22 protein-coding genes and 2 tRNA genes are annotated in these 25,760 nt (G+C 65.4%); 5 read left to right on the top strand and 19 right to left on the bottom strand.

Annotated features, from left to right (window positions below):
• Positions 1 to 90: 90 nt before the first annotated feature.
• Complete coding sequence (locus NG701_RS07835) at positions 91 to 2,670, bottom strand: zinc metalloprotease (protein WP_252566054.1); 2,580 nt, start codon at positions 2,668 to 2,670, stop codon at positions 91 to 93.
• A 179-nt stretch (positions 2,671 to 2,849) separates the two neighbouring features.
• Between NG701_RS07835 and NG701_RS07840 the strand changes: the two genes are divergently transcribed.
• Positions 2,850 to 3,332, top strand: coding sequence for a DUF3515 domain-containing protein (locus NG701_RS07840; RefSeq protein ID WP_256475645.1), 483 nt, complete (start codon positions 2,850 to 2,852; stop codon positions 3,330 to 3,332).
• Positions 3,333 to 3,378: 46 nt separating this feature from the next.
• Here NG701_RS07840 and NG701_RS07845 read toward each other — a convergent pair whose 3' ends face one another.
• From NG701_RS07845 to leuC, 6 genes are all read right to left on the bottom strand, one after another.
• Positions 3,379 to 4,527, bottom strand: a complete 1,149-nt coding sequence (locus NG701_RS07845; RefSeq protein WP_252566059.1) for a D-alanine--D-alanine ligase family protein — start codon at positions 4,525 to 4,527, stop codon at positions 3,379 to 3,381.
• Between the two features lie 2 nt (positions 4,528 to 4,529).
• Positions 4,530 to 5,579, bottom strand: a complete 1,050-nt coding sequence (locus NG701_RS07850) for an NAD(P)H-dependent glycerol-3-phosphate dehydrogenase (protein WP_252566061.1) — start codon at positions 5,577 to 5,579, stop codon at positions 4,530 to 4,532.
• Positions 5,579 to 6,346, bottom strand: a complete 768-nt coding sequence (locus NG701_RS07855) for a lysophospholipid acyltransferase family protein (RefSeq protein WP_252566064.1) — start codon at positions 6,344 to 6,346, stop codon at positions 5,579 to 5,581. The genes NG701_RS07850 and NG701_RS07855 overlap by 1 nt, the downstream gene beginning before the upstream one ends.
• Positions 6,347 to 6,356: 10 nt before the next feature.
• On the bottom strand, positions 6,357 to 7,682 hold the full coding sequence (murA, locus tag NG701_RS07860; protein ID WP_252566067.1) for a UDP-N-acetylglucosamine 1-carboxyvinyltransferase: 1,326 nt from the start codon (positions 7,680 to 7,682) through the stop codon (positions 6,357 to 6,359).
• A gap of 158 nt (positions 7,683 to 7,840) precedes the next feature.
• Positions 7,841 to 8,443, bottom strand: coding sequence for a 3-isopropylmalate dehydratase small subunit (gene leuD / locus NG701_RS07865; RefSeq protein ID WP_252566070.1), 603 nt, complete (start codon positions 8,441 to 8,443; stop codon positions 7,841 to 7,843).
• A gap of 9 nt (positions 8,444 to 8,452) precedes the next feature.
• Entirely contained in the window at positions 8,453 to 9,907 is a 1,455-nt protein-coding gene (gene leuC / locus NG701_RS07870) for a 3-isopropylmalate dehydratase large subunit (protein WP_252566071.1), read from the bottom strand.
• Positions 9,908 to 10,020: 113 nt separating this feature from the next.
• Between leuC and NG701_RS07875 the strand changes: the two genes are divergently transcribed.
• Both NG701_RS07875 and NG701_RS07880 read left to right on the top strand, forming a co-directional pair.
• Positions 10,021 to 10,740 carry an IclR family transcriptional regulator gene (locus tag NG701_RS07875; RefSeq protein ID WP_056349182.1) on the top strand — a complete coding sequence of 240 codons (720 nt, stop codon included), beginning with the start codon at positions 10,021 to 10,023 and terminating at the stop codon, positions 10,738 to 10,740.
• A 48-nt stretch (positions 10,741 to 10,788) separates the two neighbouring features.
• Positions 10,789 to 11,328, top strand: coding sequence for a DUF1697 domain-containing protein (locus tag NG701_RS07880; protein ID WP_252566074.1), 540 nt, complete (start codon positions 10,789 to 10,791; stop codon positions 11,326 to 11,328).
• 5 nt (positions 11,329 to 11,333) lie between these two features.
• On the opposite strand, the gene NG701_RS07885 is transcribed toward NG701_RS07880, so the two are convergent.
• From NG701_RS07885 to NG701_RS07900, 4 genes are all read right to left on the bottom strand, one after another.
• A complete protein-coding gene (locus NG701_RS07885; RefSeq protein WP_252566078.1) occupies positions 11,334 to 12,950 on the bottom strand; it encodes a GTPase in 1,617 nt (538 codons plus the stop codon).
• Entirely contained in the window at positions 12,947 to 14,662 is a 1,716-nt protein-coding gene (locus tag NG701_RS07890; protein WP_252566081.1) for a dynamin family protein, read from the bottom strand. The genes NG701_RS07885 and NG701_RS07890 overlap by 4 nt, the downstream gene beginning before the upstream one ends.
• Before the next feature lie 216 nt (positions 14,663 to 14,878).
• Positions 14,879 to 14,954: transfer RNA gene (locus NG701_RS07895), tRNA-Glu, on the bottom strand.
• 143 nt (positions 14,955 to 15,097) lie between these two features.
• Positions 15,098 to 15,169, bottom strand: a tRNA-Gln gene (locus NG701_RS07900).
• Positions 15,170 to 15,467: 298 nt separating this feature from the next.
• On the opposite strand from NG701_RS07900, the gene NG701_RS07905 reads away from it, so the two are divergent.
• Positions 15,468 to 16,862 (top strand): hypothetical protein, encoded by a 1,395-nt coding sequence (locus NG701_RS07905; RefSeq protein ID WP_252566084.1) that lies wholly within the window; start codon positions 15,468 to 15,470, stop codon positions 16,860 to 16,862.
• An 8-nt stretch (positions 16,863 to 16,870) separates the two neighbouring features.
• On the opposite strand, the gene NG701_RS07910 is transcribed toward NG701_RS07905, so the two are convergent.
• Genes NG701_RS07910 through NG701_RS07925 form a run of 4 tightly spaced genes read right to left on the bottom strand, consistent with a single transcriptional unit; the run spans position 16,871 to position 20,769 of the window.
• On the bottom strand, positions 16,871 to 17,608 hold the full coding sequence (locus NG701_RS07910) for an HAD family hydrolase (protein WP_252566087.1): 738 nt from the start codon (positions 17,606 to 17,608) through the stop codon (positions 16,871 to 16,873).
• Entirely contained in the window at positions 17,608 to 19,122 is a 1,515-nt protein-coding gene (gene gltX / locus NG701_RS07915; protein ID WP_252566090.1) for a glutamate--tRNA ligase, read from the bottom strand. The genes NG701_RS07910 and gltX overlap by 1 nt, the downstream gene beginning before the upstream one ends.
• 20 nt (positions 19,123 to 19,142) lie before the next feature.
• The gene (locus tag NG701_RS07920; RefSeq protein WP_058932084.1) at positions 19,143 to 19,919 is read right to left on the bottom strand and encodes a fumarylacetoacetate hydrolase family protein; all 777 of its coding nucleotides are present in this window, start codon (positions 19,917 to 19,919) and stop codon (positions 19,143 to 19,145) included.
• Positions 19,920 to 19,974: 55 nt separating this feature from the next.
• Positions 19,975 to 20,769 (bottom strand): MBL fold metallo-hydrolase, encoded by a 795-nt coding sequence (locus NG701_RS07925; protein ID WP_252566093.1) that lies wholly within the window; start codon positions 20,767 to 20,769, stop codon positions 19,975 to 19,977.
• A 455-nt stretch (positions 20,770 to 21,224) separates the two neighbouring features.
• Here NG701_RS07925 and NG701_RS07930 point away from each other — a divergent pair, with 455 nt between their 5' ends.
• On the top strand, positions 21,225 to 21,473 hold the full coding sequence (locus tag NG701_RS07930; RefSeq protein ID WP_252566096.1) for a hypothetical protein: 249 nt from the start codon (positions 21,225 to 21,227) through the stop codon (positions 21,471 to 21,473).
• A 120-nt stretch (positions 21,474 to 21,593) separates the two neighbouring features.
• Here NG701_RS07930 and NG701_RS07935 read toward each other — a convergent pair whose 3' ends face one another.
• From NG701_RS07935 to NG701_RS07950, 4 genes are all read right to left on the bottom strand, one after another.
• Entirely contained in the window at positions 21,594 to 22,706 is a 1,113-nt protein-coding gene (locus NG701_RS07935) for a branched-chain amino acid aminotransferase (protein ID WP_252566098.1), read from the bottom strand.
• Between the two features lie 111 nt (positions 22,707 to 22,817).
• Positions 22,818 to 23,870: a 3-isopropylmalate dehydrogenase gene (locus NG701_RS07940; protein ID WP_252566101.1), complete on the bottom strand. Its 1,053-nt coding sequence runs from the start codon at positions 23,868 to 23,870 to the stop codon at positions 22,818 to 22,820.
• A gap of 43 nt (positions 23,871 to 23,913) precedes the next feature.
• Positions 23,914 to 24,594 (bottom strand): class F sortase, encoded by a 681-nt coding sequence (locus NG701_RS07945; RefSeq protein ID WP_252566104.1) that lies wholly within the window; start codon positions 24,592 to 24,594, stop codon positions 23,914 to 23,916.
• Between the two features lie 114 nt (positions 24,595 to 24,708).
• Positions 24,709 to 25,557, bottom strand: a complete 849-nt coding sequence (locus NG701_RS07950; RefSeq protein WP_252566107.1) for a hypothetical protein — start codon at positions 25,555 to 25,557, stop codon at positions 24,709 to 24,711.
• Positions 25,558 to 25,760: the final 203 nt, after the last annotated feature.

Below are 25,760 nucleotides of genomic sequence, written 5' to 3' on the forward strand. Positions count from 1 at the left end.
CTTCGGACAGCGCGGCGACAGTCAGCGTTTCTTCGGTCAACGGAATTTCAGGCACGCCCCTACGCTACAGCGCGGCACCGACAATTTTTGTCAGTATGTTGCCTGTCGGCAGCCGAGGTGGGTGTTGCCCTCAGAGAGACCAGCAACTCCCAGGCCCCACGCACAGACGGTGTAAGTTCCCCGCTGCGTCACCGGTATGGCCTCCTCGTAGCCGTGGTCACCAACGACCTGAATAATCGTGTTCACGTCCGGGCGACTGTTGTCAGCCAGGTATGCAGTCGCCTTGGTGGTGCCATCCGGGTAGGTGACGTAAAGATGGACCGGGATGCTGGCAGAAGGCAGCGCAGGATCGAGTGTCCACCCCTTGGCCGTGAGGTTGGCTCCCTGGGCACCTGCCAGAATCTTCACGGAGTCGAGGTAGCCTGCCGGGGCTGCAGTGGCTTTCGCAGTCGTGACCTGGCAGCCCAGGAGGGTGTTGCCCAACGGCAAGGCGCTGACCGCGAGGCCGTAAACGCACACCCTGTACGATCCGGCCCGGCTGATCGGAATGGTGGCCTGATAACCGTGGTTACCTTTCGTGCCCATGACACTATTGACATCGGCACGGACTTGGTCAGCCATGTGTGCCGTGCTGGTTGTCGTCCCGTCAGGGGCTGTGACGTAGACATGGACCGGTATGGATGCCGAGGGCGTCCCCGGATCCAATGACCAGCCCTTGACGGTGATGGAGGCCGCCGTGCTTGCGCTGTTCACCGACGTGGTGTCCACGTATCCGACGGGTGCAGCCGTCGGCTGGGCAGAAATTGATTTGCAGCCCAGGAGGCTGTTTCCGAGATTGAACTGGCTGACTGCGAGGCCATACGCGCAAGCGGTGTACTGCCCGCTAAGCGTGATGGGGACGTCAGCGCGGTAGCCGTGGTTACCCGGAACGCCCATGATGGCGTTCACATCGGCTTTTGGCCTGTCTGCCGTGAAAGGCTGGGAAGTGGTCTTTCCGGCCGGATCTGTGACGTAGAGATGTACGGGAATGGAAGCCGCCGGTGATCCCGGGTCGAAGGTCCAACCCTCGGCCCTCAGGACGGGGCTGCCGTTACTAAGGGCCACGGCAACAGAATCGAGGTAACCAATGGGCGGCGCCGAACCCTCCAGATTGAGCGTCCGGCAGCCAAGATCCGCGGTTTCGACTGATCCCAGCGCGTAAACGCAAACATCGTAAGTACCGGCTGTCGTCAGGTCGAACGACTTCGCGAACCCGTGATCTCCTGCCACTTGCATAATGGCGTTTACGTCGGACCGGGGTTGGTTGGCAGTCACGGGGTAGCCCGTGCGGATGCCTCCGGGAGTTGTTACGTAGATATGGACCTGAGACGATTCTGCGGGTTTGGCTCCGTCGTAGGCCCATCCGCGGACGTCCAGGGATGCCTTGTCACCTGAACGGTTGATTGCCACTGATTCGGCGTATCCCACGGCAGGTGCTCCGGGCGGACGAAGTGTGACGACAGCAGCCGAGTCACTGACCGAATCGATGGTGACCCGCGTTCCCGTGTGCGTCTTGAATGTGGTCCCTGCCTGCCACGCCTGGGTTGAGCTGTAGTTTCCGCTGATGGGCAGCGTGGAGGGAGGCAGCAGGATGGAAGAATTGCCCGAGCCCTGCTGCGAGATCTTCACCCCACGGTTGCCGCCAGTTGCTTTGCCTGCGTCATACCCGACGGGAGCCCGTAGCTCAAGGTAGTAGACCTCCCCGGATTTCGGATCGGTGAATTTGGCGGCGCGGTCAGCCCCTGTCCCTGCCCACGGCTTAAGTGTCAGGGACTTGGTTGTGGTGACTGTGCCGGCATCAGCAATCTCATTTCCGTTTCCGAAGCGGCCCATCTCCCATAGCGGAGCGCCAATGACCGGCATGTAGTCGTAATGGGAGATGCCCATCACGTCCAAGTTGTCCCCGTAGATTTTGATGCCGCAGGTGGGGTCAGCGAATCCTGAATACTGGCCAGGACCTACGTCTGAGATCCCGCTGCCGCACTGCAGGCTGTTGGCATGATCCAGCCCGAGGGTGTGTCCGAATTCATGTGTGAGGACCGGAGTGCTCAGCCTTCCGTTCTCGGGCATGATGATCCGGCCACCCACGGATCCGTTGCTGAACACCATGCCAGCGGCCCCGTTGGTCAGGTAGGCTCCCGGAATGTACATGACAAGAGCCGTGTAGGGAGTCTGCGTCCACCCCAGTTCACGCGAAACGATGTCTACGATCTCGTTTGGTGTCTGGGTAGACCTGGCAGCCGAGGAGACAGCCGTGGCGGCATTTATCAGGGGCATGCTGACTCGGCCCGAAGTCTGCGCCGCCCAATAAGTGCTGGCGGCGTTCAGGGAAGCCTGCGCTGCTCCCATCGGCACCGCAGCATTTGTCTGATCCACGGATTTGTCGGCCAGCTTCACGGTGACCAAGGTTGTCTTGATGGACCCTGCCAAGGGCTGGTCAACGTACGTGTATTCCGACTGGACATCCCTTCGCGGTTTCTCGAGGATCACAAAATCATCCACCGGCAGGGGCCCCGGTACGGTCACCGCGGGCACCGCAACCGGCGACGGATACGCAACGGCGATTTGGGGGAAGGCGGAGGACAGCACGATAACGGATACGGCCAGGGCCGTCCGACGCAGAATATTCAAGAGTGCTCGCTTAGGGGTGAGACCAGAAGTGATTCAGTCATCCTAGGCGAACCACAGGCGTTGCCGGGTGTTCTTTCGCAAAAACTGCGCTAACCTTCGGAGATTCGCGCAGGCGCCGCTAAATGGAGATGATGGGAAGCATGCGCCCCTCCTTGCATACCATGATCGTGCCCCCGCCACTGGCGTTTACCAGGGTCTCCGGCGCAGCGGCGGCCCTGGCCGCCGCGCTCTCCTTGGCGGCGTGCTCCCCCGAAGTGGATGTCACTGCTGCAGGCGACGCGGCGAACCCGGCCTGCGCTCCGATGATGGTGGCCCTTCCGGACGCCATCGGCGATGCTGCCCTGCGGAAAACCAACAGCCAGGCCACCGCGGCCTGGGGGGACCCGTCTCAGGTGATCCTGCGCTGCGGCGTCAATGTTCCAGGCCCGACGACGGACCGGTGCGTGAGTGTCAACGGCATCGACTGGGTTATCAAGGAGGGCGATCCGGTGTGGACGCTGACTACATTCGGCCGCGAACCCGCCACGGAAATCCTGATGGATCCGGAGAAGATCAGCTCCGCAACTGTCCTGGCTGATCTTTCCGCCTCAGCCGGAAAGATCCCGGCCAGCCGGAACTGCGTGGGTCAGGAAGACCTGCAGAACCTGCCGTCCAGCCAGTAGGCTCGACCACCGGGGTTTCGACAAGCCCTACCGCCTGGGAACAGCGCTACCGCAGGCCGGTTTTCCGGTTAAGGGCCAGGTAGATCAGCTCATCGATCAGGTCCGCATAGTCCAGGCCCGAGGCTGCCCACATCTGCGGGTACATGCTCTTGGGCGTAAACCCGGGCATGGTGTTGATCTCATTGATGATCAGTTCACCGTCGGGCGTGTAGAAGAAGTCCACGCGGCTCAGGCCTTCGGCGCCTACAGCGTCAAAGGCAGCCGCCGCGAGCTCCCGGACCCGCACGATGGCTTCCTCGGGAATGTCTGCGGGGCAGCTCAGCGCGGCGGCGTCGTCCTCAACATACTTCGCGTTGAAATCGTAGAATTCGTGCGTTCCGGCGGCGACGGAAATTTCGCCCGGCATGGACGTCCGGGGGGAATCAGTCCCGCGTCCTTCCAACACCGCACACTCAATCTCACGCCCTACGATGCCAGCCTCGATGACCAGTTTGAGGTCGTGGCGCCGGGCTTCCTCGACGGCGGCGTCGAGTCCCTCGAGCGAGTCCACTTTGGAGATCCCCATGGACGAACCCGCCCGCGCCGGCTTGACGAACACGGGAAAGCCGAGCTGGTCCACCTGCTTGCGAACGGCCTCCGCGTCCTTGACCCACTGACGGTCCGTGACGGCGATGTAGGGCCCCACGTGCAGCCCGGCGGCCTCGAACACGACTTTCATGTAGTGCTTGTCCATGCCCACAGCCGACGCGAGCACGCCGGCGCCGACGTAGCGCGTGTCGGATAGTTCCAGGAGTCCCTGGATGGTGCCGTCCTCGCCAAAGGGACCATGGAGAAGGGGAAACACGACGTCCACCGTCCCGAGTTCCTGCGGTACCTGGTTGGGTGAGGCGACGATCAGCTGGTGCTCGCCGCCGATCTCGGCCAGTGTCACCGTTTCCGACGACGGCGGGACCTCCGGCAGCGACGACGCGGACAGGGACCACTGGGCGGTATCCCCCGCAGCCAGCACCCACTGCCCCGACTTGGCGATGCCGATGGGGATGACATCGTACTTGTCTTTGTTGATGGCGCCCAGGACGCCGGCGGCGGTCACGCAGCTCACGGCATGTTCACTGGACCGGCCACCAAAGAGGACCGCGACGCGGGGTTTGGCCCGGGGGGCGGAGTCCGCTGCGGTCAGGTTATCGTCGGACATCGTCAGTAATCGCCTTCGGGTTTCAGGTCCCGGGCCAGCAGCAGCGGCCCCAGTTGGTCAACGGACAGTTTGCCGGCCAGGACGGCTACGACAGCGGCAGTGATGGGCATTTCGACGCCCAGTTTCCCCGCAAGTTCATGCACAGCCTGGCCGGATTTGATGCCTTCGGCTGTTTGGGTCATCTGCTGGGCCAACTGCTCGAGGGTAAGTCCCTGGCCGAGCATACGGCCGGCAGTATGGTTTCGCGACAGCGGCGAGGAACACGTTGCCACCAGGTCCCCCAGGCCCGCCAGCCCGGCCATGGTCCGTGCCTCGCCACCAAGGGCAAGGGCGAGCCTGGATGTTTCGGCCAGGCCCCGGGTGATCACGGAGGCCTTGGTGTTGTCCCCCATCTGTTTACCTTCACAGATGCCCACGGCCAGCGCTATGACGTTCTTGACGATGCCGCCAATTTCCACGCCGACGACATCCGCCGTGGTGTACGGACGGAAGTACGGTGCGGTGCAGCTCCTCGCGATCCAGCCCGCGGCCGCCGCATCGGAACAGGCCACCACAGAAGCAGTCGGTTCCTCCCGGGCGATCTCCATGGCCAGGTTGGGACCGGAAACCACGGCAATGCGGTCCTTGGGAATCCCCAGTTCGTCGCTGATAACCTCACTCATCCGGGAGTCCGTGCCGAGCTCAAGGCCCTTCATCAGGGACACCACCATGGCGTCAGCGGCGATCAGCGGCTTCCATTCACGGAGCTGGAGGCGCAGTGACTGTGCAGGAACGGCCAGGACCACCAGGTCCGCGCCCACCAGCACCTCGCTGACGTCCGTGGAGGCCGTGATGCTGGGCGGCAGCTCGGTGTCCTTCAGGTACTGGACGTTGCGGTGGGAGCTGTTGATCTGCTCCACCACTTCGCTGCGGCGGCCCCAGATCCGGATGCTCCGTTGTTCCCCCGCTGCTCCAGCCGCATCGGCGAGGATCTTGGCGAACGTGGTTCCCCAGGATCCGGCGCCCAGGACGGCGACAGACCGGGCGGAACCCTGACGGCTTTCGTCAGCCATCAGGTGGCATCCGCAGCATCGTCAGGATTTTCCCGCTCAACGAAGCGACCGTGCGTGGCTTGATTGTGCTTGGACGGGTCCCAGCGTTCTGCGGGAGGCTCCTCCCCGCGGATGCCGGCCAGCAAACCGGTCACGGCGTCCATGATCGTCGCGGTAGCCGCGGTCAGCGTTGCCTTATCCAGTGGCCGGTCCGCGTACTGGCTGAGGTCCACGGGCTTGCCCACCATCACCCTGGACGTCTTGCGCGGGAAAAGGTGGAACCGCTTCGCATAACGCGGGAACACTTCATGGGCGCCCCAGTGCGCGATCGGTACCACGGGAATGCCGCCTTCCAAGGCAAGGCGGGCAGCGCCGGTGTGGCCCTTCATCGGCCACAACGCGGGATCGCGCGTGAGTGTACCTTCGGGGTAGATGATGATGGCCCCGCCGTCCGCCACAATCTCCTGGGCGAGCTGCAGCGAGCGGTTCGCCCCCGCCGTCGAGCGTTCCACCGGGATCTGCCGGGTGGCCCGCAGGACCGCACCCAGGACCGGAACCTTGAACAGCCCGGCCTTGGCCAGGAAGTGCGGGGCGCGCTTCTGGTTGTAGAGAATGTGCCCCACAATCAGCGGATCGATTTCCGTGCAATGGTTGGGCACGGCAATAAATCCGCCGGCGGGGAGGTTCTCGAGGCCTTCCCACTTCTTGTTCATCATTGCGTTCAGCACCGTGCGCACTATGGCTGCGACCACAACGAATGTGGCCTGGCTCTTGGCCGTTTCCTTCACGTACCCACCGCTACTTTGTCGAGGTGATGTCGAAATCGGCGCCGAGGCCGGACAGCTTTTCGCTGAAGCGTTCGTAGCCGCGGTTGATGATGTCAATCCCGGTCACGCGGGACGTGCCGGAAGCGGCCAGCGCCGCGATCAGGTGGCTGAAGCCGCCACGCAGGTCCGGTACGTCGATGTCGGCGCCCTTGAGCTGGGTGGGGCCGGAGATGACGGCGGAGTGGAGGAAGTTGCGCTGGCCGAAGCGGCACGGCACACTGCCCAGGCACTCGCGGTGCACTTGGATGCTCGCTCCCATCCGGATGAGCGCATCGGTGAAGCCGAACCTGTTTTCATAGACGGTCTCGTGAACGATCGAGACGCCTTCGGCCTGGGTCAGGGCCACCACGAGGGGCTGCTGCCAGTCGGTCATGAAGCCGGGGTGCACATCCGTTTCCAGGACCAGCGGGTTGAGCTTGCCGCCCCGGTGGTAGAAGCGGATGCCGTCTTCGCCGATGTCCATGCCGCCGCCTACCTTCCGGTAGGTGTTCAGGAACGTCATCATGTCCCGCTGCGAGGCGCCTTCGACGAAGATGTCACCGCGGGTCACCAGTGCTGCCGAAGCCCACGACGCCGATTCGTTGCGGTCCGAAAGGGCGCGGTGGTTATAGCCCCCCAGGTCCCGGACACCTTCAATACGGATGGTCCGGTCGGTCTGGACGCTGATGATGGCGCCCATCTTCTGCAGCACGGCAATGAGGTCAATGATCTCAGGCTCGGTGGCGGCGCCGGAAAGCTCGGTGATCCCTTCGGCGCGGGTGGCGCTGAGCAGCACCTGTTCCGTGGCACCCACCGAGGGGTAGGGCAGATTGATCTTGGCGCCATGCAGGCCCTTGGGTGCGGATATATGGATGCCGCCCGGGCGCTTTTCCACCACGGCGCCGAACTGGCGGAGCACGTTGAGGTGGTAGTCGATGGGCCGGTCCCCGATCTTGCAGCCGCCAAGGTCCGGAATGAAGGCCTCACCGATCGCATGGATCAGGGGTCCGCAGAGCAGGATGGGGATCCGTGAATCACCGGCGTGGGCATCGATCGCAGTACTCGGGGCGGTTTTTGCCGCCTTCGGATCCAGGGTGAGGTCGCCACTGACGGGATCCTTGACCACCGTCACCCCGTGCAGCTGCAGGAGCGAGGTGACAACCTCCACGTCCTTGATCTCCGGAACGTTCCGCAACACCGACGGCTCGTTGCCCAGCAATGCTGCCACCATTGCCTTCGGAACAAGGTTTTTGGCCCCCCGGACGCTGACGCGGCCTGTAAGCGGGACTCCGCCGCGGATTGTCAGAACACTACTCATATACCGGTTTCCTTACGATTACTCGCCCCAAAATCCTTGCAAAGGCTCCAGCTAAGCATAGGAGGTTGCGTTACCGAACCGAAATACGGGCGCCGAAAGCCTCCGGCGCGGCGCCGCACAGGCGGCTCCGTCCGGGGCGGGAAATTCCGGCCTCCGGCTCAGGAGAGGCGGGCCGGAAGCGTTGTGGGCATGAAGGCCGGACGCGTGGCCTCGAAGGCGGTGATGTCCTCTTCGTGCTGGAGGGTCAGGCCAATATCGTCCAGGCCCTCCAGGAGGCGCCAGCGCGTGTAATCGTCGATTTCAAAGGGTGCCACGATGGTGCCGCAGATGACAGTCTTGGAGACGAGATCAACGGTGACTTCGGTGCCGGGAGCATTCTCGAGTTCTTTCCAGATCAGCTCGATGTCGTCCTGGGCGAGCTCAGCGGCCAGCAGCCCCTGCTTGCCGGAGTTGCCGCGGAAAATATCGGCAAAGCGGGACGAGAGGACCGTCTTGAAGCCGTAGTCCTTCAGGGCCCAGACGGCGTGTTCACGGGACGAACCGGTGCCGAAATCCGGGCCTGCCACGAGGACGGAGCCGGCGTTGAACGGCGCCTGGTTCAGGATGAAGGCCGGGTCCTTGCGCCAGGCGGAGAACAGTGCGTCTTCGAAGCCGGTGCGGGTGATCCGCTTGAGGTAGACCGCCGGGATGATCTGGTCCGTGTCAACGTTGCTCTGGCGCAGCGGTACGCCGACGCCGGTGTGGGTGGTGAACTTTTCCATGGCGGCCTCCTAGGCTGCGTCGGTGCGGATGGCGGCGGATTCGGGAACCGGATCGAGGTCCGACGGCGAACTCAGGGTGCCACGGATAGCCGTGGCCGCCGCCACCACCGGCGACACCAGGTGCGTGCGGCCGCCCTTGCCCTGACGGCCTTCGAAGTTGCGGTTGGAGGTCGAGGCGCAACGCTCCCCCACCTCCAGCTGGTCCGGGTTCATGCCCAGGCACATCGAGCAGCCGGCAAACCGCCATTCGGCGCCGAATTCCTTAAAGACCTTGTCCAGCCCTTCGGCCTCTGCTTCCAGCCGCACGCGTGCCGAGCCGGGGACTACCAGCATCCGGATGTTGGGGTCCTTCTGGCGCCCGCGGATGATGTCCGCAGCGGCCCGGAGGTCCTCCATGCGTGAGTTGGTGCAGGAGCCCAGGAAGACCGTGTCCACCCGGATATCCTTCATCGGCGTCCCGGCTTCAAGCCCCATGTACTGCAGGGCGCGTTCGGCGGCCGCCTTGGCGTTTTCGTCGCCGAAGTCCTCAGGGAACGGAACTCTGGCTGAGAGCGAAACGCCCTGGCCCGGGTTCGTGCCCCAGGTGACAAACGGCTCCAGCGTGTCGGCGTCAAGGTCCACCTCGACGTCGAACGTCGCATCGTCGTCGGTCCTCAGCGTGTTCCAGTACTCGACGGCGGCATCCCAGTCCGCGCCCTGCGGCGCGTGCGGGCGGCCGTCCATGTAGTCGTAGGTGATCTGGTCGGGGGCCACCAGGCCGGCGCGGGCACCGGCTTCGATGGACATGTTGCAGATGGTCATGCGGGCTTCCATGGACAGCGCACGGATGGCGGAACCGCGGTATTCCAGGACGTAGCCCTGGCCGCCGCCGGTGCCGATCTTGGCAATCACGGCCAGGATGATGTCCTTGGCGGTGACGCCCGGGCGCAGGGTGCCTTCGACATTGATGGCCATGGTTTTGAACGGCTTCAAGGACAGCGTCTGCGTGGCCATGACGTGTTCCACCTCGGACGTGCCGATGCCCATGGCCAGGGCACCGAACGCGCCGTGGGTGGACGTGTGGGAGTCACCGCAGACAACGGTCATGCCGGGCTGGGTAAGGCCAAGCTGCGGGCCAACAACATGCACGATTCCCTGCTCCGCGTCGCCGAGCGAGTGCAGGCGGACGCCGAACTCCGCGCAGTTGTTGCGCAGCGTCTGGATCTGCGTACGGCTGGTGAGATCGGCAATGGGCTTGTCGATGTCCAGCGTGGGCGTGTTGTGGTCCTCCGTGGCGATGGTGAGGTCCGGGCGGCGCAGCTTGCGGCCCGCCAGGCGCAGACCTTCAAATGCCTGCGGAGACGTCACCTCATGGACAAGGTGAAGGTCAATGAAGAGGAGGTCGGGCTGAGCATTGGCTCCTTCGCCGTCGCCTTTACGCACCACGTGCGCGTCCCAGACTTTCTCGGCCAGTGTCTTTGCCACGGCCATCTCCCTTCACTGCTGTTTGGCTGTTTGGTTCCACTGAACCAGCAGGGCTGCATTATGTGCCAGCCCGAAGATTTGCATCTCAGATAATGAGACGGCAATATCATTACATGGACAATTCTAGTGGAGTCGGCGTCATTGATAAAGCGGCCCATGTGCTTGATGCATTGGAGGCCGGACCCACCACGCTGGCACAGCTGGTGGCCGCCACAGGTCTGGCCCGGCCTACCGTGCACAGGCTTGCCCTGGCCCTGATCCATCACCGGTTGGTGAGCCGCGACATCCAGGGCCGGTTTGTCCTCGGCAGCCGTCTGGTGGAGCTCGCCTCCGCCGCCGGCGAGGACCGTCTCATCGCTTCCGCCGGCCCGGTCCTGATGCAGCTGCGGGACGCCACCGGCGAAAGCTCCCAGATCTTCCGCCGCCAGGGCGAATGGCGTATTTGCGTCGCCTCCGCAGAACGCCCCATCGGCCTGCGCGACACCATCCCCGTGGGCACGAAACTCTCCATGAAGGCCGGCTCCGCGGCCCAGGTGCTGCTCGCTTGGGAAGACCACGACCGGCTCCTTGAGGGCCTGCAGGCCGCCCGCTTCACGCCTACCGTGCTGGCAGGCGTACGACGGCGGGGCTGGGGCCAGAGCCTCGGCGAACGCGAGCCCGGGGTCGCCTCAGTCTCGGCCCCGGTCCGGGGACCGTCCGGACGCGTGATCGCCGCCGTGTCGATCTCCGGCCCCATCGAGCGGCTCACCCGCCAGCCGGGCCGCCTCCACGCCGAGGTGGTTTGCAATGCCGCACGGCTCCTCACCGAGGCCCTGCGCAAGGGCAACGACTGAGGCCTCGCCTCCGTCCAGGCCTGGCTGCCCCCCGGCTAGGCTGTCGCCATGAACAGCTTCGCAGTCTTCCTCCGCGGGATAAATGTCGGCGGGATCAACATCAAGATGGCTGACCTCAAGAATGCCCTCGCATCGCAGGGGTTCGCGGAAGTCAAGACACTGCTGGCCAGCGGCAACGTGGTGCTTGCCAGCGACGAGGATCCTGCCGCCGTCAAACGGACATTTGAGAAGTGCCTGCGTGACGCGTTCGGCTATGACGCCTGGGTGGTGGTTTTGACGGCCCAGCGGGTCTCCGAACTCGTGGCGGCCTGCCCGTACCCGGCGGACGACAAGGCAACGCACACCTACATCACGCTGGCCTCAGACACCGCCATGCTCGATGAGCTGGACGCGGCCGGCGCAGCCCTTGACGGGACTGAACAGAAACGCCTCGGCCCGGAGGCACTGGCCTGGCTGGCCCCGGCTGGCGGGACACTGGACAGCCCGTTCAGCAAGATCTCGTCCAAGGCAAAATTCAAGGCAACCACTACCACTCGGAACCTGCGGACGCTGATCAAGGTCAGTGACGCCGCAACCGCCTTGGCGTAGCGGCCTTAGTTTCCGGCCGCAGCCTTCAGCGCCGCGTTGAAGGACGCGAGCCTGCTGACCTCAACTTCCACCGGCTCCACCACGAAGTCCCGGGCAACCTCGCCCACCGCTGCCCTCAGCCGTTTCCTGGCCCTGGCCGCACGCGCACTCGCGGCTCCCGACCCAATGAACTTTCCGGTCAGCGCCAGGAAGATTCCCAGCGCCACGCCGCCGGCAATCATCAACGTCGGCACCGGCCAGCCCTCCACCTTCGGAACCTGGGGCACGGGCAGCTGGAGATAGCCGAGCCCTGCCAGCACACCCAGCCAGCCCAGGCCGCCCAGGACTGTCAGCAGCGCGAGCCACTGGACCACGTTGAACATGCCCCACCACCAGGACTTCCGGGACGCCATCAGGTCCGTGCCTGCGATGGCCTGGTCCAAGGCATCCGGCAACGCCTCCCGCCCTTCCCGGGCAGCACCCCTGATCGCGGCACGCCACGGTCCGGGTGCGCCCGCACTCGCCGCGTCCGCAAACTCACGGACAGCAGCATCCGTCCGGGCGCGTTCCGGGGCGCCCGCGGCCGGGAGCGAGGTCCGGTTAAGTTGGGACGGAGAAGAACTTCTCAGATTGAGCCGGCGGAGCGGATCAGGCCGGAACCGCACCAGCCACCGCGTCACCGGCCACCCCGTGCGGCGCGTCGACTCGATGCGGTAGGACCGCGCAACTGCGTCCACCACCACGGGCACGTTGGCGGCCGTTGCCAGCTCATCGGTGAGCCGGGATCTCGACGCCGGCCTGACACCGGCGGCTTCCCCAGCGCCGGCGGCGTCCCGGAGTTGCCCCGAGGCCCGCGAAACGTCTGCGGCCAGCCGCTGCGAGATTGCCTGGCGCTGCAACACCACACCGCGGATGGCGCTCCGGACCTTGTCCACGCCGGTGCCCTTCAGGGCGGATGCGCCCAGGACCTGAACCTTGCCCAGCCCGTCGCGGGCAAGGATCCCTTTCAAGGACTCCAGCACAGGCTGCACGTCCCGTTCGGGCAAGCGGTCCACCTGGTTGAGGACCACCAGGGTCACGGCTCCGTGTGCGGACAAGGGCGTCAGGAAATCGTTGTGGACTGCCGCGTCGGCGTATTTTTGCGGATCCAGGACCCAGACCAGGACATCCACCAGGCCAACCATGCGCTCAACGATCTCGCGGTTCGCCGCCCTGGTGGAATCGAAGTCAGGCAGGTCCAGCAGGATCAGTCCGGTGTCCTCGTCCGCGAAGCCGGCCACGGGCCCGGCATGGTGGCGGTTGCGCACCTCAAGCCAGTCCAGCAGCGGCTCGCTGCCGTCCGCTCCCCAGACACCAGCCAACGGTTCCGACGTTGTGGGCCGGCGGGCGGCCGCCGTCGCGATTTCAGCGCCGCTGACCGCGTTGAAGAGTGACGATTTTCCGCTGCCGGTGGCACCGAAAAACCCAACAACGGTGTGATCAGCCGATAATGACCGCCGGGTGCTCGCGCGTTCGAGGAGCTGGAACACCTCCTCGAGTGCGGCATCCGGCAAGACACCTTCGGCGAGTTCGCGGGCATCATTGAGGGCTTCGAGCCTGCGATCCAGCTGTGACGCTTCGCGGGCAATGCTGTGGCGGCTCATGCCTTGTCCGCCAGGCGCGCCAGGGCACCGGCGTGGTCGATCAGAATCCGGCCAGTGTCCGCGCCACCCTCCGGCAGGCGTTTGAGGAATTTCTGCTGCTCTGCCTGCAGCAGCCGCTGGCAACGGGCATGGAGGTCATCCCGCGCAGTCCGCGCAAGCCGGCGGACCGCGTCTTCGCCGAACACTGCCTCGAGCAGTTTCTGACCGACGACGGCGGTACCGCCCGCCACGCCGATCTCCAGCCCGGTGAGGCCGGCGGTCATGGAAAACACCACGATCATCAGTGCGGCACCCAGCCCGTTAATCCCGAAGGAAAGCCATCTGGCCTGCGTGCGCTTGCCCTGCCCCTCCGTGCGGATCAGTTCCATCAGGCCGGCCTGCCAGGCCCTGATCTCCGCTGCGGCCACATCGGCAAAGCCGGGGCTGGTGCCGGACAGATCGTCCGTCCCCAGGAGCTCGCGGCCGGCCGGGTCCGAGCGCCACCGCTGGTCAGTTTCCTCGCCGGCGTTGGCGGCCTCGTCCAGGATGACGGCCTGCAACCCCGTTTCGATGGCGGCCTCAACCCGGACGGCCGGCGTCGGCTCGCCCCGGAAAAACGCTCCCACGCGATCCCGCAGCCGTCCGATGTTCTGTTCCAGCGCCCGGAAGAACTCCCCTGTTCCGACGAAGTCCTGCCAGCGCGCCAATACTTCGCCACGGAGGAGGGCGCCGTCCTTTGTTGCGTCCAGGATCCGGGTTCCGGCATCGCGATAGGCGGCCTCAGCGCCTGCACGGAGTGAGGCCGCGGCCCGCTCCTGCCCCTGGACCGCGTGCGCCACGGCACCGACCCGCCCGGCCAGCGCCTTCACCGTCCCGTTGAGGGTCCGGCGGGCAATTTCGGACCGCCCCGCGGCGTCGGCTGCAAGGTCCTGCAGCCACCGCCGCAGCGGCTCCACGGCGCTCGTTGGCAGCATGCCGAGATGGTCCAGGTCTGTCTCCGGCACAATGAACAGTCCGGCGTCGCCGAGGCCTTCCTGTTGCAGCAACGCCCGGAGATCGGCGCTGACTTCGGCTTCCGCCTCCGCCGGCACACGATCCAGGACCACGGCCACCATGATGTCCCGCGAGGACGCGTCCAGGAGCAGTTTCCACGGGACCGCGTCTGCGTAGCGGTTGGCAGTGGTCACAAAAACCCAGAGGTCCGCGGCGGCCAGCAACTGACCGGCCAGCCTGCGGTTGTCGTCGGAAATTGAGTCGACGTCGGGAGCGTCAAGCAGCGCGATCCCCTGCGGAACAGCCTGGTCCGCCACCAGCACCAGGGAGGAAATGGCCTCCGCACCGGGTGTTGCGCCGGCCCGGCTGGCCGGGACGGGTTCCGTAGAGACAGTGCCCCGGATCCGGTTGAGGGTGGGCAGCACACGGTGGCCTTCGAACCAGCCGGCATCGGCCGGGTGGTGCAGCAGAATGGGCTGCCGGGTGGTGGGCCTGATGGCGCCGGAGCGTGTGACCGGGTGCCCCACTAAGGCGTTCACCAGCGTTGACTTGCCGGCGCCCGTGGAACCCCCGACGACGGCCAGCAACGGTGCGTCCAGGCTCCGGTACCGCGGGAGGATGTAATCGTCCAGCTGGGCGACGGCGTTCCGCGTGTCCTGGCGCGCCTGTTCGACGTCCGCAAGGGCGAGCGGCAACGACACCGCAGACAGATCCCCACGCACGGCCTCGAGCAAAGCCACGGCCGGCTCCGACGCCGCGTCGGGCCGGCCCGGCTGCGTTTTCGGTGCGCGCAGAGGCGGCGGAGGCTGCGTGGGACGAAGCCCGTCTGAGGAGGTCACAGCATCATCATGCCAGTTGCGGCAGCTTTCCCACCGGGCCCCGGTTGTGTCCTGTGACCGGCAGGGTGGACTCCACAACGAAAAAACGGCCCCGGGCTGATGCCCGGGACCGTTCGTTGGTGACCCCAGCGGGATTCGAACCCGCGTTACCGCCGTGAGAGGGCAGCGTACTAGGCCGCTATACGATGGGGCCGCGTACTTCCAGGAAGCTTTCACTTCCAACCGGCGCCAGGCCGGTTTGCTAAGTGAGTATTTCATACACTCAGCGCGCGTTTCAAATCGGCGAACCGATCTGAAACCACTGATTTGCCGCGGTTAGCCTGCGACCAAACAGAGCTGGGATACCAGGACTCGAACCTAGAATGACGGTACCAGAAACCGTAGTGTTGCCAATTACACCATATCCCAATGATACTTTCGGGCCGGAGTTTCGGGCTTCAAGCCGCGCTCCGTGCGCCTCAGCACGAGAAATTACTTTACCCGAGACTTTGGGCTGGCACAAATCGGCACCGAAGACCCGGGGTCCGGACCCCTTGCCAGATCACCCGGAATAAGTTTACTCTCGGTAAGTTACCCGAGAGTAACCACCCTCTGCCTTTGCTGCAGGCACTTCGGAATTTAGTTTTGCGTCCGGACTTGCCGCCCCTGGTCCAGGTGGGTGGCCGGCAGATTTCACACTGCCGGCAAACCATCGAGAGGACCCACCGTGACACAAAGTCGTGCCGCCGCGCCCATCAAGACCCGAACCCGGGCACAGCAGCTTGCCATCGCCGTCCTGGCCCTGATGCTGATTGCTTTGCTTGGGTTTTACACACTGGTCACCGGCAGGATCACCGACGGATCGGCCAAGCTGATGGACGGTGCGGGCCAGGCCTCGGCCGGCGCCGAGCAGCTCAAGGACGGCGCCGGTCAGCTGGCGGCCGGCGCGGGCATGGCAGACACCGGTGCCGGCAAGCTCTCCTCCGGCGCCGACAAAGTCTTCCTGGGTGTCAGCGAGAAGCTGGCCCCGGGCGCTGAAAAACTGCAGTCCGGTGCAGACCAGCTCGCCGCTGGCGCTGTCAAGATCGAAACTGACGTCAACAACAAGCTCGCGCCCGGCGTGTACAAAGTGGACGATGGCGCCCGAAAGCTCGCCGCCGGAGCAACCCAGCTCGCCGCGGCACTGACGCCTACGGCCGCCGGAAATGCCGAGAACAACCTGGCGGACGGCGCGACTGCGCTGGATGCGGGTGCGGCCCGCCTGGCCTCCGGGACGGGAGAGCTGGCCGCCGGAACGGCCCAGCTGAAGGGCTACCGAGGAGCGAACAATTCCCCCGAGGCCGGCACCGGTACGGCAGCATTGGCGCAGGCCCTTGAGCTGCTGGAGGCGGCGGCCTCGGACCCGCTTCAGGGTCTGGTGCCGCTGGCCGTAATCAAGGACAAGATCGCCAAGATCACCGCTGGAGCCCACAAGCTCGACGCCGGGGCGCAGCAACTGCAGGCTGGCGCCGGGAAGCTCAATGACGGAGCGGCGCAGTTGCATACGGGAACGGGGCGCCTCACCGCCGGCTTCGCCACCCTGGGTGAAAAGCTCAACAGCCGCGATCCCAACAACCCGGGCGTTGTGCTCGGCACCGAACTGCTGACCGCCGGAACGTCCCAGATCCGCACCGGCATGGACGGCGTGCCTGGCAATGCCGACCGCCCGGGCCTGATCAATGCCGTCGCCAAGATCACGGAGGGCAGCTCACGGCTGGCGGACGGCACGTTGGCACTGAATGCCGGGATCAAGGGCGATCCCGCCGATCCCTCAACCCCTGGCCTGCTCCAGGGCTCCCAGGCACTGGCGGCAGGCGCCTCGAAACTGGCCACAGGCAACACCAAGCTGGCCTCGGGATCGACAGAGTTGGCGACCGGTGCCGGGAAACTTGCTGATGGCAACGCCCGGATTGCGGATGGCACGGACACTCTGTACTCCAGCGCAGCGGCCATCTCGCCCACCAGCATGGTGGGGAAGTCGGATACCGCCGTTGCCCTCGGCCTGGTTGCTGTGCTGGTACTCGGATCCGTGGGCATCTACATGGTGCTGCGGAACAGGCAAAGGCTTCAGTCTGCCGGGTAGACGGCTGGTCAGCCCAGCAGCTGTGACAGCGAGGTGATCTTGTGACCGGCGAAATCCGGCGCTGGCTCCCCCACCCTGTTGAGCCAGACGCCTATCAGGCCCGCCGCCGTCGAACCGTCTGCGTCCAGCATCCTGTTGTCCCCCACATACAGGGTCTCCTCCGGGACAGTCCCCAGCAGGCGGACTCCTTCGAGGTAGATGGCCGGCTCAGGCTTGGCAACGCCTACGGTGTCCGTGCCAACCAGGCGGCGGACGCGTTCCAGGCCGGCGCCGTCGAGCTTGGCCCGCTGGTAGTCGTGCACGTTGTTACTGACGGCACCGTAGGGGATGCCGGCAGCGTCCAGCAGGTCCAGGAGCGGCAGCACGTCCTCAAAGGCACGCACATACGTGGGCTGCAGCCGGCTGTAGGCCGAGAGCCACCCGTGCGCTTCTTCGCCGTCGGCAAGATCCACCCCGAAGTGCCCCAGGGCGGCGCGTCCCCGCAGAAGGCGCTGGTCGTTGAAGGTCAACTCCCCGGCCAGGTACCGGTCGTAGTAGTGCGTGGTCTCGTGCGTGAAGATCCTGCCGAAACGCTCCCACCCGGTCTGGTCCAGACCGGGCAGGAGGTGCTCGCTGACCTCGCGAAGGGCTGTGGTCATGGCGTATTCGAGGTCCACCAGGGTGTCGTCGATGTCGAACAGGACGCCCCGGATGGTCCCGAAGCGCGTCTTCAGGACTCCGTCAGCGGTGGTGCCGGTGGCGGACATCAGCCGCGGAAGGTGCGGAGCCGGCTCAGGGACGAGTCCTTGCCCAGGATCACCATGGATTCGAAGAGTGGCGGCGAGATCCGGCGCCCGGAGATGGCGGTGCGGACAGGACCGAAGGCCAGCCGCGGCTTCAGCCCGAGGTCCTCCACGAGTGCCTGCTTCAGGGCCGTCTGGATCTCCTCCGGGTTCCAGTCCTGAACAGGCTCAAGGGCCGCAAGGGCGGCATCAAGTACTTCGGTCAGGTTGGCGGGCAGGCCCTTGCGGGCGTCGTCCGCGACGTCGATCGCGTCGTCGGCCTTGAACAGGAAGGCGAGCATTTCCGGGGCCTCCCCCAGCAGGGTGATCCGCTCCTGGACGAGGGGTGCAGCCTCGGTGAGGATCTCTTCCTCCCGGTCCGTGAGGATCTCCCCTACCAGGTCCGCGGCCCGGAGGTACGGCACCAGGCGCGCACGGAAATCGGCGGCCTCAAGCAGCCGGACGTGCGTGCCGTTGATGGCTTCTGCCTTCTTCAGATCAAAACGTGCCGGGTTGGCCAGCACATCGTGGATGTCGAAGTGCTCCACGAGCTGCTTGACGGTGAAGATGTCCTCGTCGGCGCTCAGGGACCAGCCCAGGAGGGACAGGTAGTTCAGCAGGCCCTCGGGAATGAAGCCGCGTTCGCGGTGCAGGAACAGGCTGGATTCGGGGTCGCGCTTGGAGAGCTTCTTGTTGCCCTGGCCCATGACGTACGGCAGGTGCCCGAACTCCGGCATGTACTCCGCAACGCCAATGGCGTAGAGGGCACGGTACAGGGCGATCTGGCGCGGCGTGGAGCTGAGCAGGTCTTCGCCGCGCAGCACGTGCGTGATGCCCATCAGGGCATCGTCCACCGGGTTCACCAGCGTGTACAACGGCGCGCCGTTGGCACGGACCACCGCGAAGTCCGGCACGGAGCCGGCCTTGAACGTGATCTCGCCGCGGACGAGGTCCTTGAACGTGAGGTCCTCGTCCGGCATCCGCAGGCGCAGCACGGCCTGGCGGCCTTCTGCCTTGTACTGGGCCAGCTGTTCCTCGGTGATGTGACGGTCAAACCCGTCATAACCCAGCTTGGGGTCGCGGGACGCCGCACGGTGGCGGGCTTCGATTTCAGCGGGCGTGGAGTAGGACTCGTAAATGTGGCCGCCGGCCTTCAGCCGAGCGATGACATCCTGGTAGATGTCGCTGCGCTGGGACTGGCGGTACGGCTCGTGCGGGCCTCCCACCTCGACACCTTCGTCCCAGGTGATGCCCAACCACTTCAGCGCGTCCAGCAGCTGGTGGTAGCTTTCCTCGCTGTCCCGCGCCGAGTCCGTGTCCTCGATGCGGAAAACCAGGGTCCCCTTCGTGTGCCGGGCATAGGCCCAGTTGAACAGCGCCGTCCGGATCAGGCCCACGTGCGGGGTGCCCGTGGGTGACGGGCAGAACCGCACCCGGACCGGGGTTTCGGCAGTGACGGACGGGATGGCGGCAGGGTTCAGCGCGGAGGCAGTAGTCATAGTGGTTCCAACTTTACCCGTCAGCGGCGGACCACCGGGTTGGACAGGCGGCCGATGCCCTCGATCTCCACGTCGTAGCGGTCCCCCGCGGTGACGAGGTCGACGCCGGCCGGGGTGCCGGTCATGATGACGTCGCCCGGGAGCAGGGTGAAGGCCTGGGACACGATGGAGACGATTTCCCGGACGCCGCGGATCATCTGGCTGGTGCTGCCGTCCTGGCGCAGTTCACCGTTGAGCCAGCCCTTGATGGCCAGGTCTTCGGTGTCCAGCTCGGTCTCGATCCAGGGTCCGAGGGGTGCCGAGGTGTCGAAGCCCTTGGCCCGGGCCCACTGCAGGTCCGTTTTCTGGACGTCGCGGGCGGTGAGATCGTTGCCGCAGGTGTAGCCGAAGATGACGTCGTCGACGCGGTCTTCCGGGACGTCCTTGCAGATCCGGCCGATGACCACACACAGCTCGGCCTCGAACGAAACTTCGTCTGAGAATTCCGGCAGCACAATGGGGTCGCCGGGGCCGATGACGGAGGTGTTCGGCTTCAGGAACAGCAGCGGCTGCTGCGGGACTTCGTTGCCCAGCTCGGCGGCGTGCTCGGCGAAGTTGCGTCCCACGCCGATCACCTTGCTGCGGGGAATGATCGGGGCCAGGAGCCGGACGTCTTCGAGCTTGTGCTTGACGTGCGTGCGCTCCACCCCGTTGAAGAAGGGGTCGCCGTTGATGACAGTGATTTCCTCACTGCCGGGCTCTCCTTCAACAACGCCGTAGAGGGGATCAGAATCGACTACAAACCTGGCAATACGCATGGTGGCTAGCCTACCGTCTTGAGCGGCGGCACTTGCCCTGCGTCACGTCCGCCGGTCAGGCCCCGGGCAGCCCACGGAGGTAGTCCAGCTGCGCGGCCACCGACATTTCGGCCGCCCGCCGGACGGAAGGTTCGACGTCGGCGTACACGTCGTCCGCCACGTCCGCGACAGTGGCGTCCCCGCCAAAGCGGGCCAGCGCTGCGCGGATCTGCGCCAGACGCTCCTGCCGGTGCTCGCGGTAGGAGCGGGTAACGGCCGCAAGGGAGGGAAGCACCGGGCCGTGGGCCGGCAGGACGGTGGCCTGGCCAAGGGCTTCGAGCCGGTCCAGGGACTCAAGGTAATCCCCCAGCCTGCCGTCAGGGTAGTCCAGCATGGTGGTGCCGCGGCCCAGGATGGTGTCGCCGGTCAGCACAGAGCCGTGCGGGCCGTCGCCGGGAAGGTGGAAGCAGACGGAGTCGGACGTATGGCCCGGCGTTGCCAGGACCCGGATGGAAACACCCGCCGCGTGGATGGTTTCACCGTCCTGCAGGGGCTCGCCGCCGTGGCAGTGCCGGGGATCGGCCGCGCGGACCGGGGCGCCGGTGAGCTCATGGAGCCGCTGGGAGCCTGCCGTGTGGTCGGAGTGGCGGTGCGTCACGAGAATGAGTTCCACGGGGCCCACGTCTGCGAGGCGGCGAAGGTGGCCCTCGTCCGCCGGGCCCGGATCCACCACCACGGATGTACTGGCGCCGGGGGCGGAGATGGCGTACGAATTGGTGCCGTCCAGGCTCATGGGCCCGGGGTTGGGTGCCAGGAAGAAAGCCGTCAGTGGGCTGGCAGCGACTGGAGCGCCGCTCGAGGTGGAGTTCACTGCACCATCTTCGCATCAGGACGGCACGGAATAACCGCACCCCCGGGGCGGGTTATGGCTGGTGAACCCACCGCCCAGAGAGAGCAGCCAGGCATACCCATGAGCACTTCACCCACCACCTCGCTGTCCGAACTATTGTCCGGCGCCGACGCCGCGGGACACGACCACGCACTGGCAGAGAAAAACAGCGGTCTGCTGCACATCCACAACCACGCGACGGGCTCCATTGTCTGGTTTCCCACGTGGCAGAAGTTCCGCGAAACCACCGACTGGCGCGAGGAAGTCGACGCTTTCGCTGAGGACTTCAGATCAGGTTCACTACCCGTGGAAGCCGGGGCGTCCAGGTTCCTGGCCCGTGACCTCGACGCGCTCCTGACGCGCGCGCCGCTGCCTCCAGCGACGCAAACATTTTTGTCCAGGCGAACCTCACGAAGCACCTCACCCGGACCTGGGCTGTGGCCGACGCCGTTGCGGAGGCAACAGGGACGGATCTGCCCACCGGCGGCAGCAAACAGTCCATCTTTGCCGACTATCCCTACGACGTTTACGCCCAGGACGGCGGTGCCTTCGCCACCGCACTCTGGAACGACGTCATCGATGCCCGCCGCAACCGTGCCCTGGACGACGAAGCGGCGCGCAAAGCCCTGAAGCCGGTCTCCCGCAAGGCCCTCAAGAACGCGGCCCGGAAGGCCGCCCGCCGCTGAGGCCGCGACTCACTATTAATGGAAGACCCCGTTAACGGACGACGGCAGTTGCCCGGCACTGTGTTGAACTTCCCACAGCGCCGGCCAACCGCCGTCGTTATTCCTAAGTGCGTGGCGTGCCTAGGCCAGGCGGGTCAGCCAGCCGTGAGTATCCGGCACGGTTCCGGTCTGGATGCCGAGGAGCTGTTCGCGGATGGCCATGGTGGTCTCCCCCGCCTTCGCGTCCTCGGAACCGATGAATTCGGTGGTGTCCTTCAGGACACCGATCGGGGTGATCACCGCTGCGGTGCCGCAGGCAAAAACCTCGGTGATCCCGCCGGAGGCCACGCCGTCGCGCCATTCATCAAGGGTGATCTTGCGCTCGGTGACCTGCCGGCCCATGTCGTTGGCCACCTGGATAACGGACATCCTGGTGATTCCCTCCAGGATGGTTCCGGTGAGTGCAGGAGTCACGAGGGATCCGTCCTTCATCACAAAGAACACGTTCATGCCGCCGAGCTCTTCGACGGCGTTGTCGTTGAACTGGTCCAGGAACAGCACCTGCTTGCAGCCGTTGGCTTCGGCTTCCTGCTGGGCGATCAGGGAGGCTGCGTAGTTGCCGCCGCACTTGGCGGCACCGGTGCCGCCGCGGCCTGCGCGGGCGTACTCGCGTGAGATCCAGATGGACACGGGCTTGAGTTCGCCGCCGAAGTAGTTGCCAGCGGGCGATGCGATCACCCGGAAGGACACCTCCCGCGCTGCCCGGACACCCAGGAACGCCTCGGTGGCGATCATGAACGGGCGCAGGTAAAGGGCCTCGCCGTCACCGGCGGGAACCCATTCCTTGTCCGCCTGCACCAGTTCCCGGATGGCGCCGAGGAAGTATTCCTCGGGCAGTTCCGGAAGTGCCAGGCGTCGGGCCGACTTGTTCAGGCGGGCCGCGTTGGCCTCCGGACGGAAGGTCCAGATTGAGCCGTCAGCGTGGCGGTATGCCTTGAGGCCTTCGAAGATCTCCTGGCCGTAGTGCAGCACCGCGGCAGACGGGTCCAGGGAGATGGGTCCGTAGGCCTCAACGCGGGCGTTGTGCCAGCCACCCTCGCCTTGCTCGTCCACGCTGTAGTCGACGACGGCGGTGTGGTCGGTGAAGTAATTGCCAAATCCCGGGTTGGCCAGGATGGCTGCACGCTCTTCAGCTGACTTCGGGGTTGCCGAGAGCTGCTGGTTAAATTCGACGCCATGGGCGGTCTGAGTCATGGTTCCTCCACGATCGGCTGCCTTCTGAATGTGGTTCAACACTGAACCGCAGGGCAGCATTTGGTGATTCGAAACAAGCTTACGCCCGTTGGCAGGACCTCCCGGCCGGGCCTAGAGCGCTGCGGCGATGGCGTCCCCGACGGCGCTGGTGCTGCGGGCGCCGCCGTCGCGGGTTTCGACGTCGGCGATCACCGCAGCTTCGATCCTGCGGGCCGCGGCGGTGTAGCCGAGGTGGTCCAGCAGGAGCACCGCCGACAGGATGGCCGCGGTGGGATCTGCCTTCTGCTGTCCGGCGATGTCCGGGGCCGAGCCGTGGACCGGTTCAAACATGGACGGGGCGGTGCGGTCCATGTTGATGTTGCCGGACGCCGCCAGCCCGATGCCGCCGGTGATGGCTGCAGCGAGGTCAGTGAGGATGTCGCCGAAGAGGTTGTCGGTGACAATGACATCGAAGCGTGAGGGGTCGGTGACCATAAAGATGGTGGCCGCATCAACGTGCAGGTAATCGTGGGTGACCTCGGGGAATTCCTGGGCCACCGACTCGACGGTGCGCTTCCACAGGTGGCCGGCGTAGACCAGGACGTTGTGCTTGTGCACCAGGGTCACATGCTTGCGTTCCCGGGCGCTGGCGCGGCGGAAGGCATCGCGGACAACGCGCTCCACGCCATATGCCGTGTTGAGTGAGACCTCGGTGGCCACCTCGTGGGGTGTGCCGGTGCGAAGCGAGCCGCCGTTGCCCACATATGGACCCTCGGTTCCCTCGCGGACGACGATAAAATCGATGATGCCGGGATTGGCCAGCGGGCTGCCGACTGTTCCGTACAGCCGCGACGGCCGCAGGTTGACGTAGTGGTCCAGGCTGAAGCGGAGCTTGAGCAGCATCTCCCGCTCGATGATACCGGACGGAATCCGGGTGTCGCCGGGGGCGGCGCCGACCGCACCGAAGAGGATCGCGTCCCGCGTGCGCAGGTCGGCGAGGACCTCATCCGGAAGGGTCTCGCCGGTGGCCAGCCAGTGCTCGGCACCGAGCTGGTAGTGAGTCTGCTCGAGGACAACGCCTTCAGCGGCGACAGCCTTTTCGAGGACTTTCAGTGCCTCGGCAATGACCTCTGGGCCAATGCCGTCACCGGGAATGACAGCGAGATTGATCGTGGATGCGCTCATGCTCCAAGAATATTAAGATGATCCGCATGCCGGACAATCGGTCTCATTTGCTGAGACGGAGGACTGGGTCCTCCGGTGAGGCCACCACCACCACGTTGGTGCCCCAGAAATCATCCGTGTAACAGGAAATGAGGACCAGCCTGTTGGGTGCCACTTGCCAGATGTGGCTGTCTTTGAGCCCGGATTTTTCGTAGGTAGTCACTGAATCCACCAAGTAGGCCACTTCGCCCGTGGCTGTGGCCACGGTCAGCCTGTCACCTGCTGCCGCGTGTGTACTCAGCCGGTTGAACGGCGCGTCCCTGTCCACCCAGCTATGGCCGGCAATGTAGGTGGTATTGACCGAGCCCACTCCGGGCACACCGTAGGGCGACAGCCAGTAGCCGTCCATGGTGGGCGGCGGCACGATGGTCTGGGTGGCCTGGTCCTCGCCGGTGGGTTCGAGCGGGTGGACCACTACATCGATGTCTGCGGCCTGATACACCAGCCGCTGCGGCGGGGACGCTGCCGGACCCGCCGGGACCGGAGCGCCGGTGTCCGTGGAGGGCGTGGGGGTGGACGGCGCTGGGGCCTGGGTGGTCGACTGCACAGCAACCCCGGTCACTGCCGGCGACGCTCCCGGCCCGGCCAGGAATGGCAGAAATGCGAACGCCAGGTAGGCCAGCATGCCACACAGCGCCACAAAGACAATGCTCTTGGCGGTGAAGAGCCTTCCATCGCTGTCCATCGTTACCCGCTGTCAGTCGGATTTGCCCGGTTTGCCGGCAGACGCCGCGCCCTTTGCGGCCACGGCGCCTGCCGGTGATTCAAACAGCGCCCCTGCGGGCGGCAGTAGCCGGCGTCATTCCTTCCGGGGCCGGGATACGGTACCGCTGGCTGCCAGGGTCCTGCGGGCAGCCACTCCCGCTGCAGCGAGCAACATCACGACGATGCCAGCGGCCCAGGGGGCGATGGAAACGTCAGTCGAACCTGCCACTGCAGTCTGGACATTGAAGCCAGGGTTGTTGGCGGCTACGGCACCTTGACCCGCTGGCGCACCCACAACAGCACCTCTGGGAGTTTCGCCCGGCGTACCCACAACCGCCCCCCTGGGAGTCTCGCCCGGCGTACCCACAACCGCCCCCCTGGGAGTCTCTCCCGGCGGCACTACTGTCGGCACCGATGTGGGAACGCAGCCGTTGTTGTAGGTTGCCTGCCCCTTAGCCGTCCAGTTCTGGCCTGCAGGCAGCACCTTGCCGGTGTTCGGCGGGATGATGTCTTCAGTGTGCTGGTGGTTGGCATTGGCGTGGCCGTTGAGTCCCTGCAGAGCGATCGTAATCGGCACGTACGGGTTCTTGTCCGAGCCGGTGGCGTGGCAGATGGTGATCTTGTGATCGCCGTGGCCGTTGCCGTTCGGCTCGCCTGGTGCGGCGCAGCCTGCATTCCAGATGCCGGCCTTGTCAAGGTTCTGGCCGCCGGGAAGAACTTTCCCGTCGTTGGCCGGAATGATGTCCTCATCGTGCTGGTGGCCCACGTGGGCGTTGAGCGCGTTGAGGCTGATGGTCACCGGCACGTAGGGATTGCTTTCCGAGCCGGTGGCGTGGCAAATGGTGATCTTTTTCTCGTCCTCAGAAGGCGACGCGGTGGCCGGCGCAGTGGCACCCAATAGCGCAAGACCCGCGACACCAAAAGCGGCAAGGATCCGTTTCATTTCCGTCTCCATCCATTGTCTGGTCCAAACTGATCAGACAGGTGGAAGAACGGCGCCATCCCCGACACGGAGGGCTAAAGGCAAACGGACAGCATCGGGGCGACGGTTCTCCCAGATGCGAATCATCAGTTTGCTAACCAGATAAGGCTAGACAGACGGACACCAGGATGTCTCCAGTACTCAGTACCCGCCTTACAAGGCGG

It is taken from the genome of Pseudarthrobacter cellobiosi (assembly GCF_023913815.1).
GTDB lineage: Bacteria > Actinomycetota > Actinomycetes > Actinomycetales > Micrococcaceae > Arthrobacter > Arthrobacter cellobiosi.

Bases quoted from the DNA above. Each gene is read 5' to 3' on its own strand.
- NG701_RS07935 (WP_252566098.1), bottom strand. From the start codon at position 22,706: ATGACTCAGACCGCCCATGGCGTCGAATTTAACCAGCAGCTCTCGGCA.
- gltX (WP_252566090.1), bottom strand. From the start codon at position 19,122: ATGACTACTGCCTCCGCGCTGAACCCTGCCGCCATCCCGTCCGTCACT.
- NG701_RS07880 (WP_252566074.1), top strand. From the start codon at position 10,789: ATGAACAGCTTCGCAGTCTTCCTCCGCGGGATAAATGTCGGCGGGATC.
- NG701_RS07950 (WP_252566107.1), bottom strand. From the start codon at position 25,557: ATGAAACGGATCCTTGCCGCTTTTGGTGTCGCGGGTCTTGCGCTATTG.
- NG701_RS07850 (WP_252566061.1), bottom strand. From the start codon at position 5,579: ATGGCTGACGAAAGCCGTCAGGGTTCCGCCCGGTCTGTCGCCGTCCTG.
- NG701_RS07945 (WP_252566104.1), bottom strand. From the start codon at position 24,594: ATGGACAGCGATGGAAGGCTCTTCACCGCCAAGAGCATTGTCTTTGTG.
- NG701_RS07845 (WP_252566059.1), bottom strand. From the start codon at position 4,527: ATGTCCGACGATAACCTGACCGCAGCGGACTCCGCCCCCCGGGCCAAA.
- NG701_RS07875 (WP_056349182.1), top strand. From the start codon at position 10,021: ATGGACAATTCTAGTGGAGTCGGCGTCATTGATAAAGCGGCCCATGTG.
- murA (WP_252566067.1), bottom strand. From the start codon at position 7,682: ATGAGTAGTGTTCTGACAATCCGCGGCGGAGTCCCGCTTACAGGCCGC.
- NG701_RS07910 (WP_252566087.1), bottom strand. From the start codon at position 17,608: ATGTCCGCCACCGGCACCACCGCTGACGGAGTCCTGAAGACGCGCTTC.
- NG701_RS07885 (WP_252566078.1), bottom strand. From the start codon at position 12,950: ATGAGCCGCCACAGCATTGCCCGCGAAGCGTCACAGCTGGATCGCAGG.
- leuD (WP_252566070.1), bottom strand. From the start codon at position 8,443: ATGGAAAAGTTCACCACCCACACCGGCGTCGGCGTACCGCTGCGCCAG.
- NG701_RS07920 (WP_058932084.1), bottom strand. From the start codon at position 19,919: ATGCGTATTGCCAGGTTTGTAGTCGATTCTGATCCCCTCTACGGCGTT.
- NG701_RS07940 (WP_252566101.1), bottom strand. From the start codon at position 23,870: ATGAGCGCATCCACGATCAATCTCGCTGTCATTCCCGGTGACGGCATT.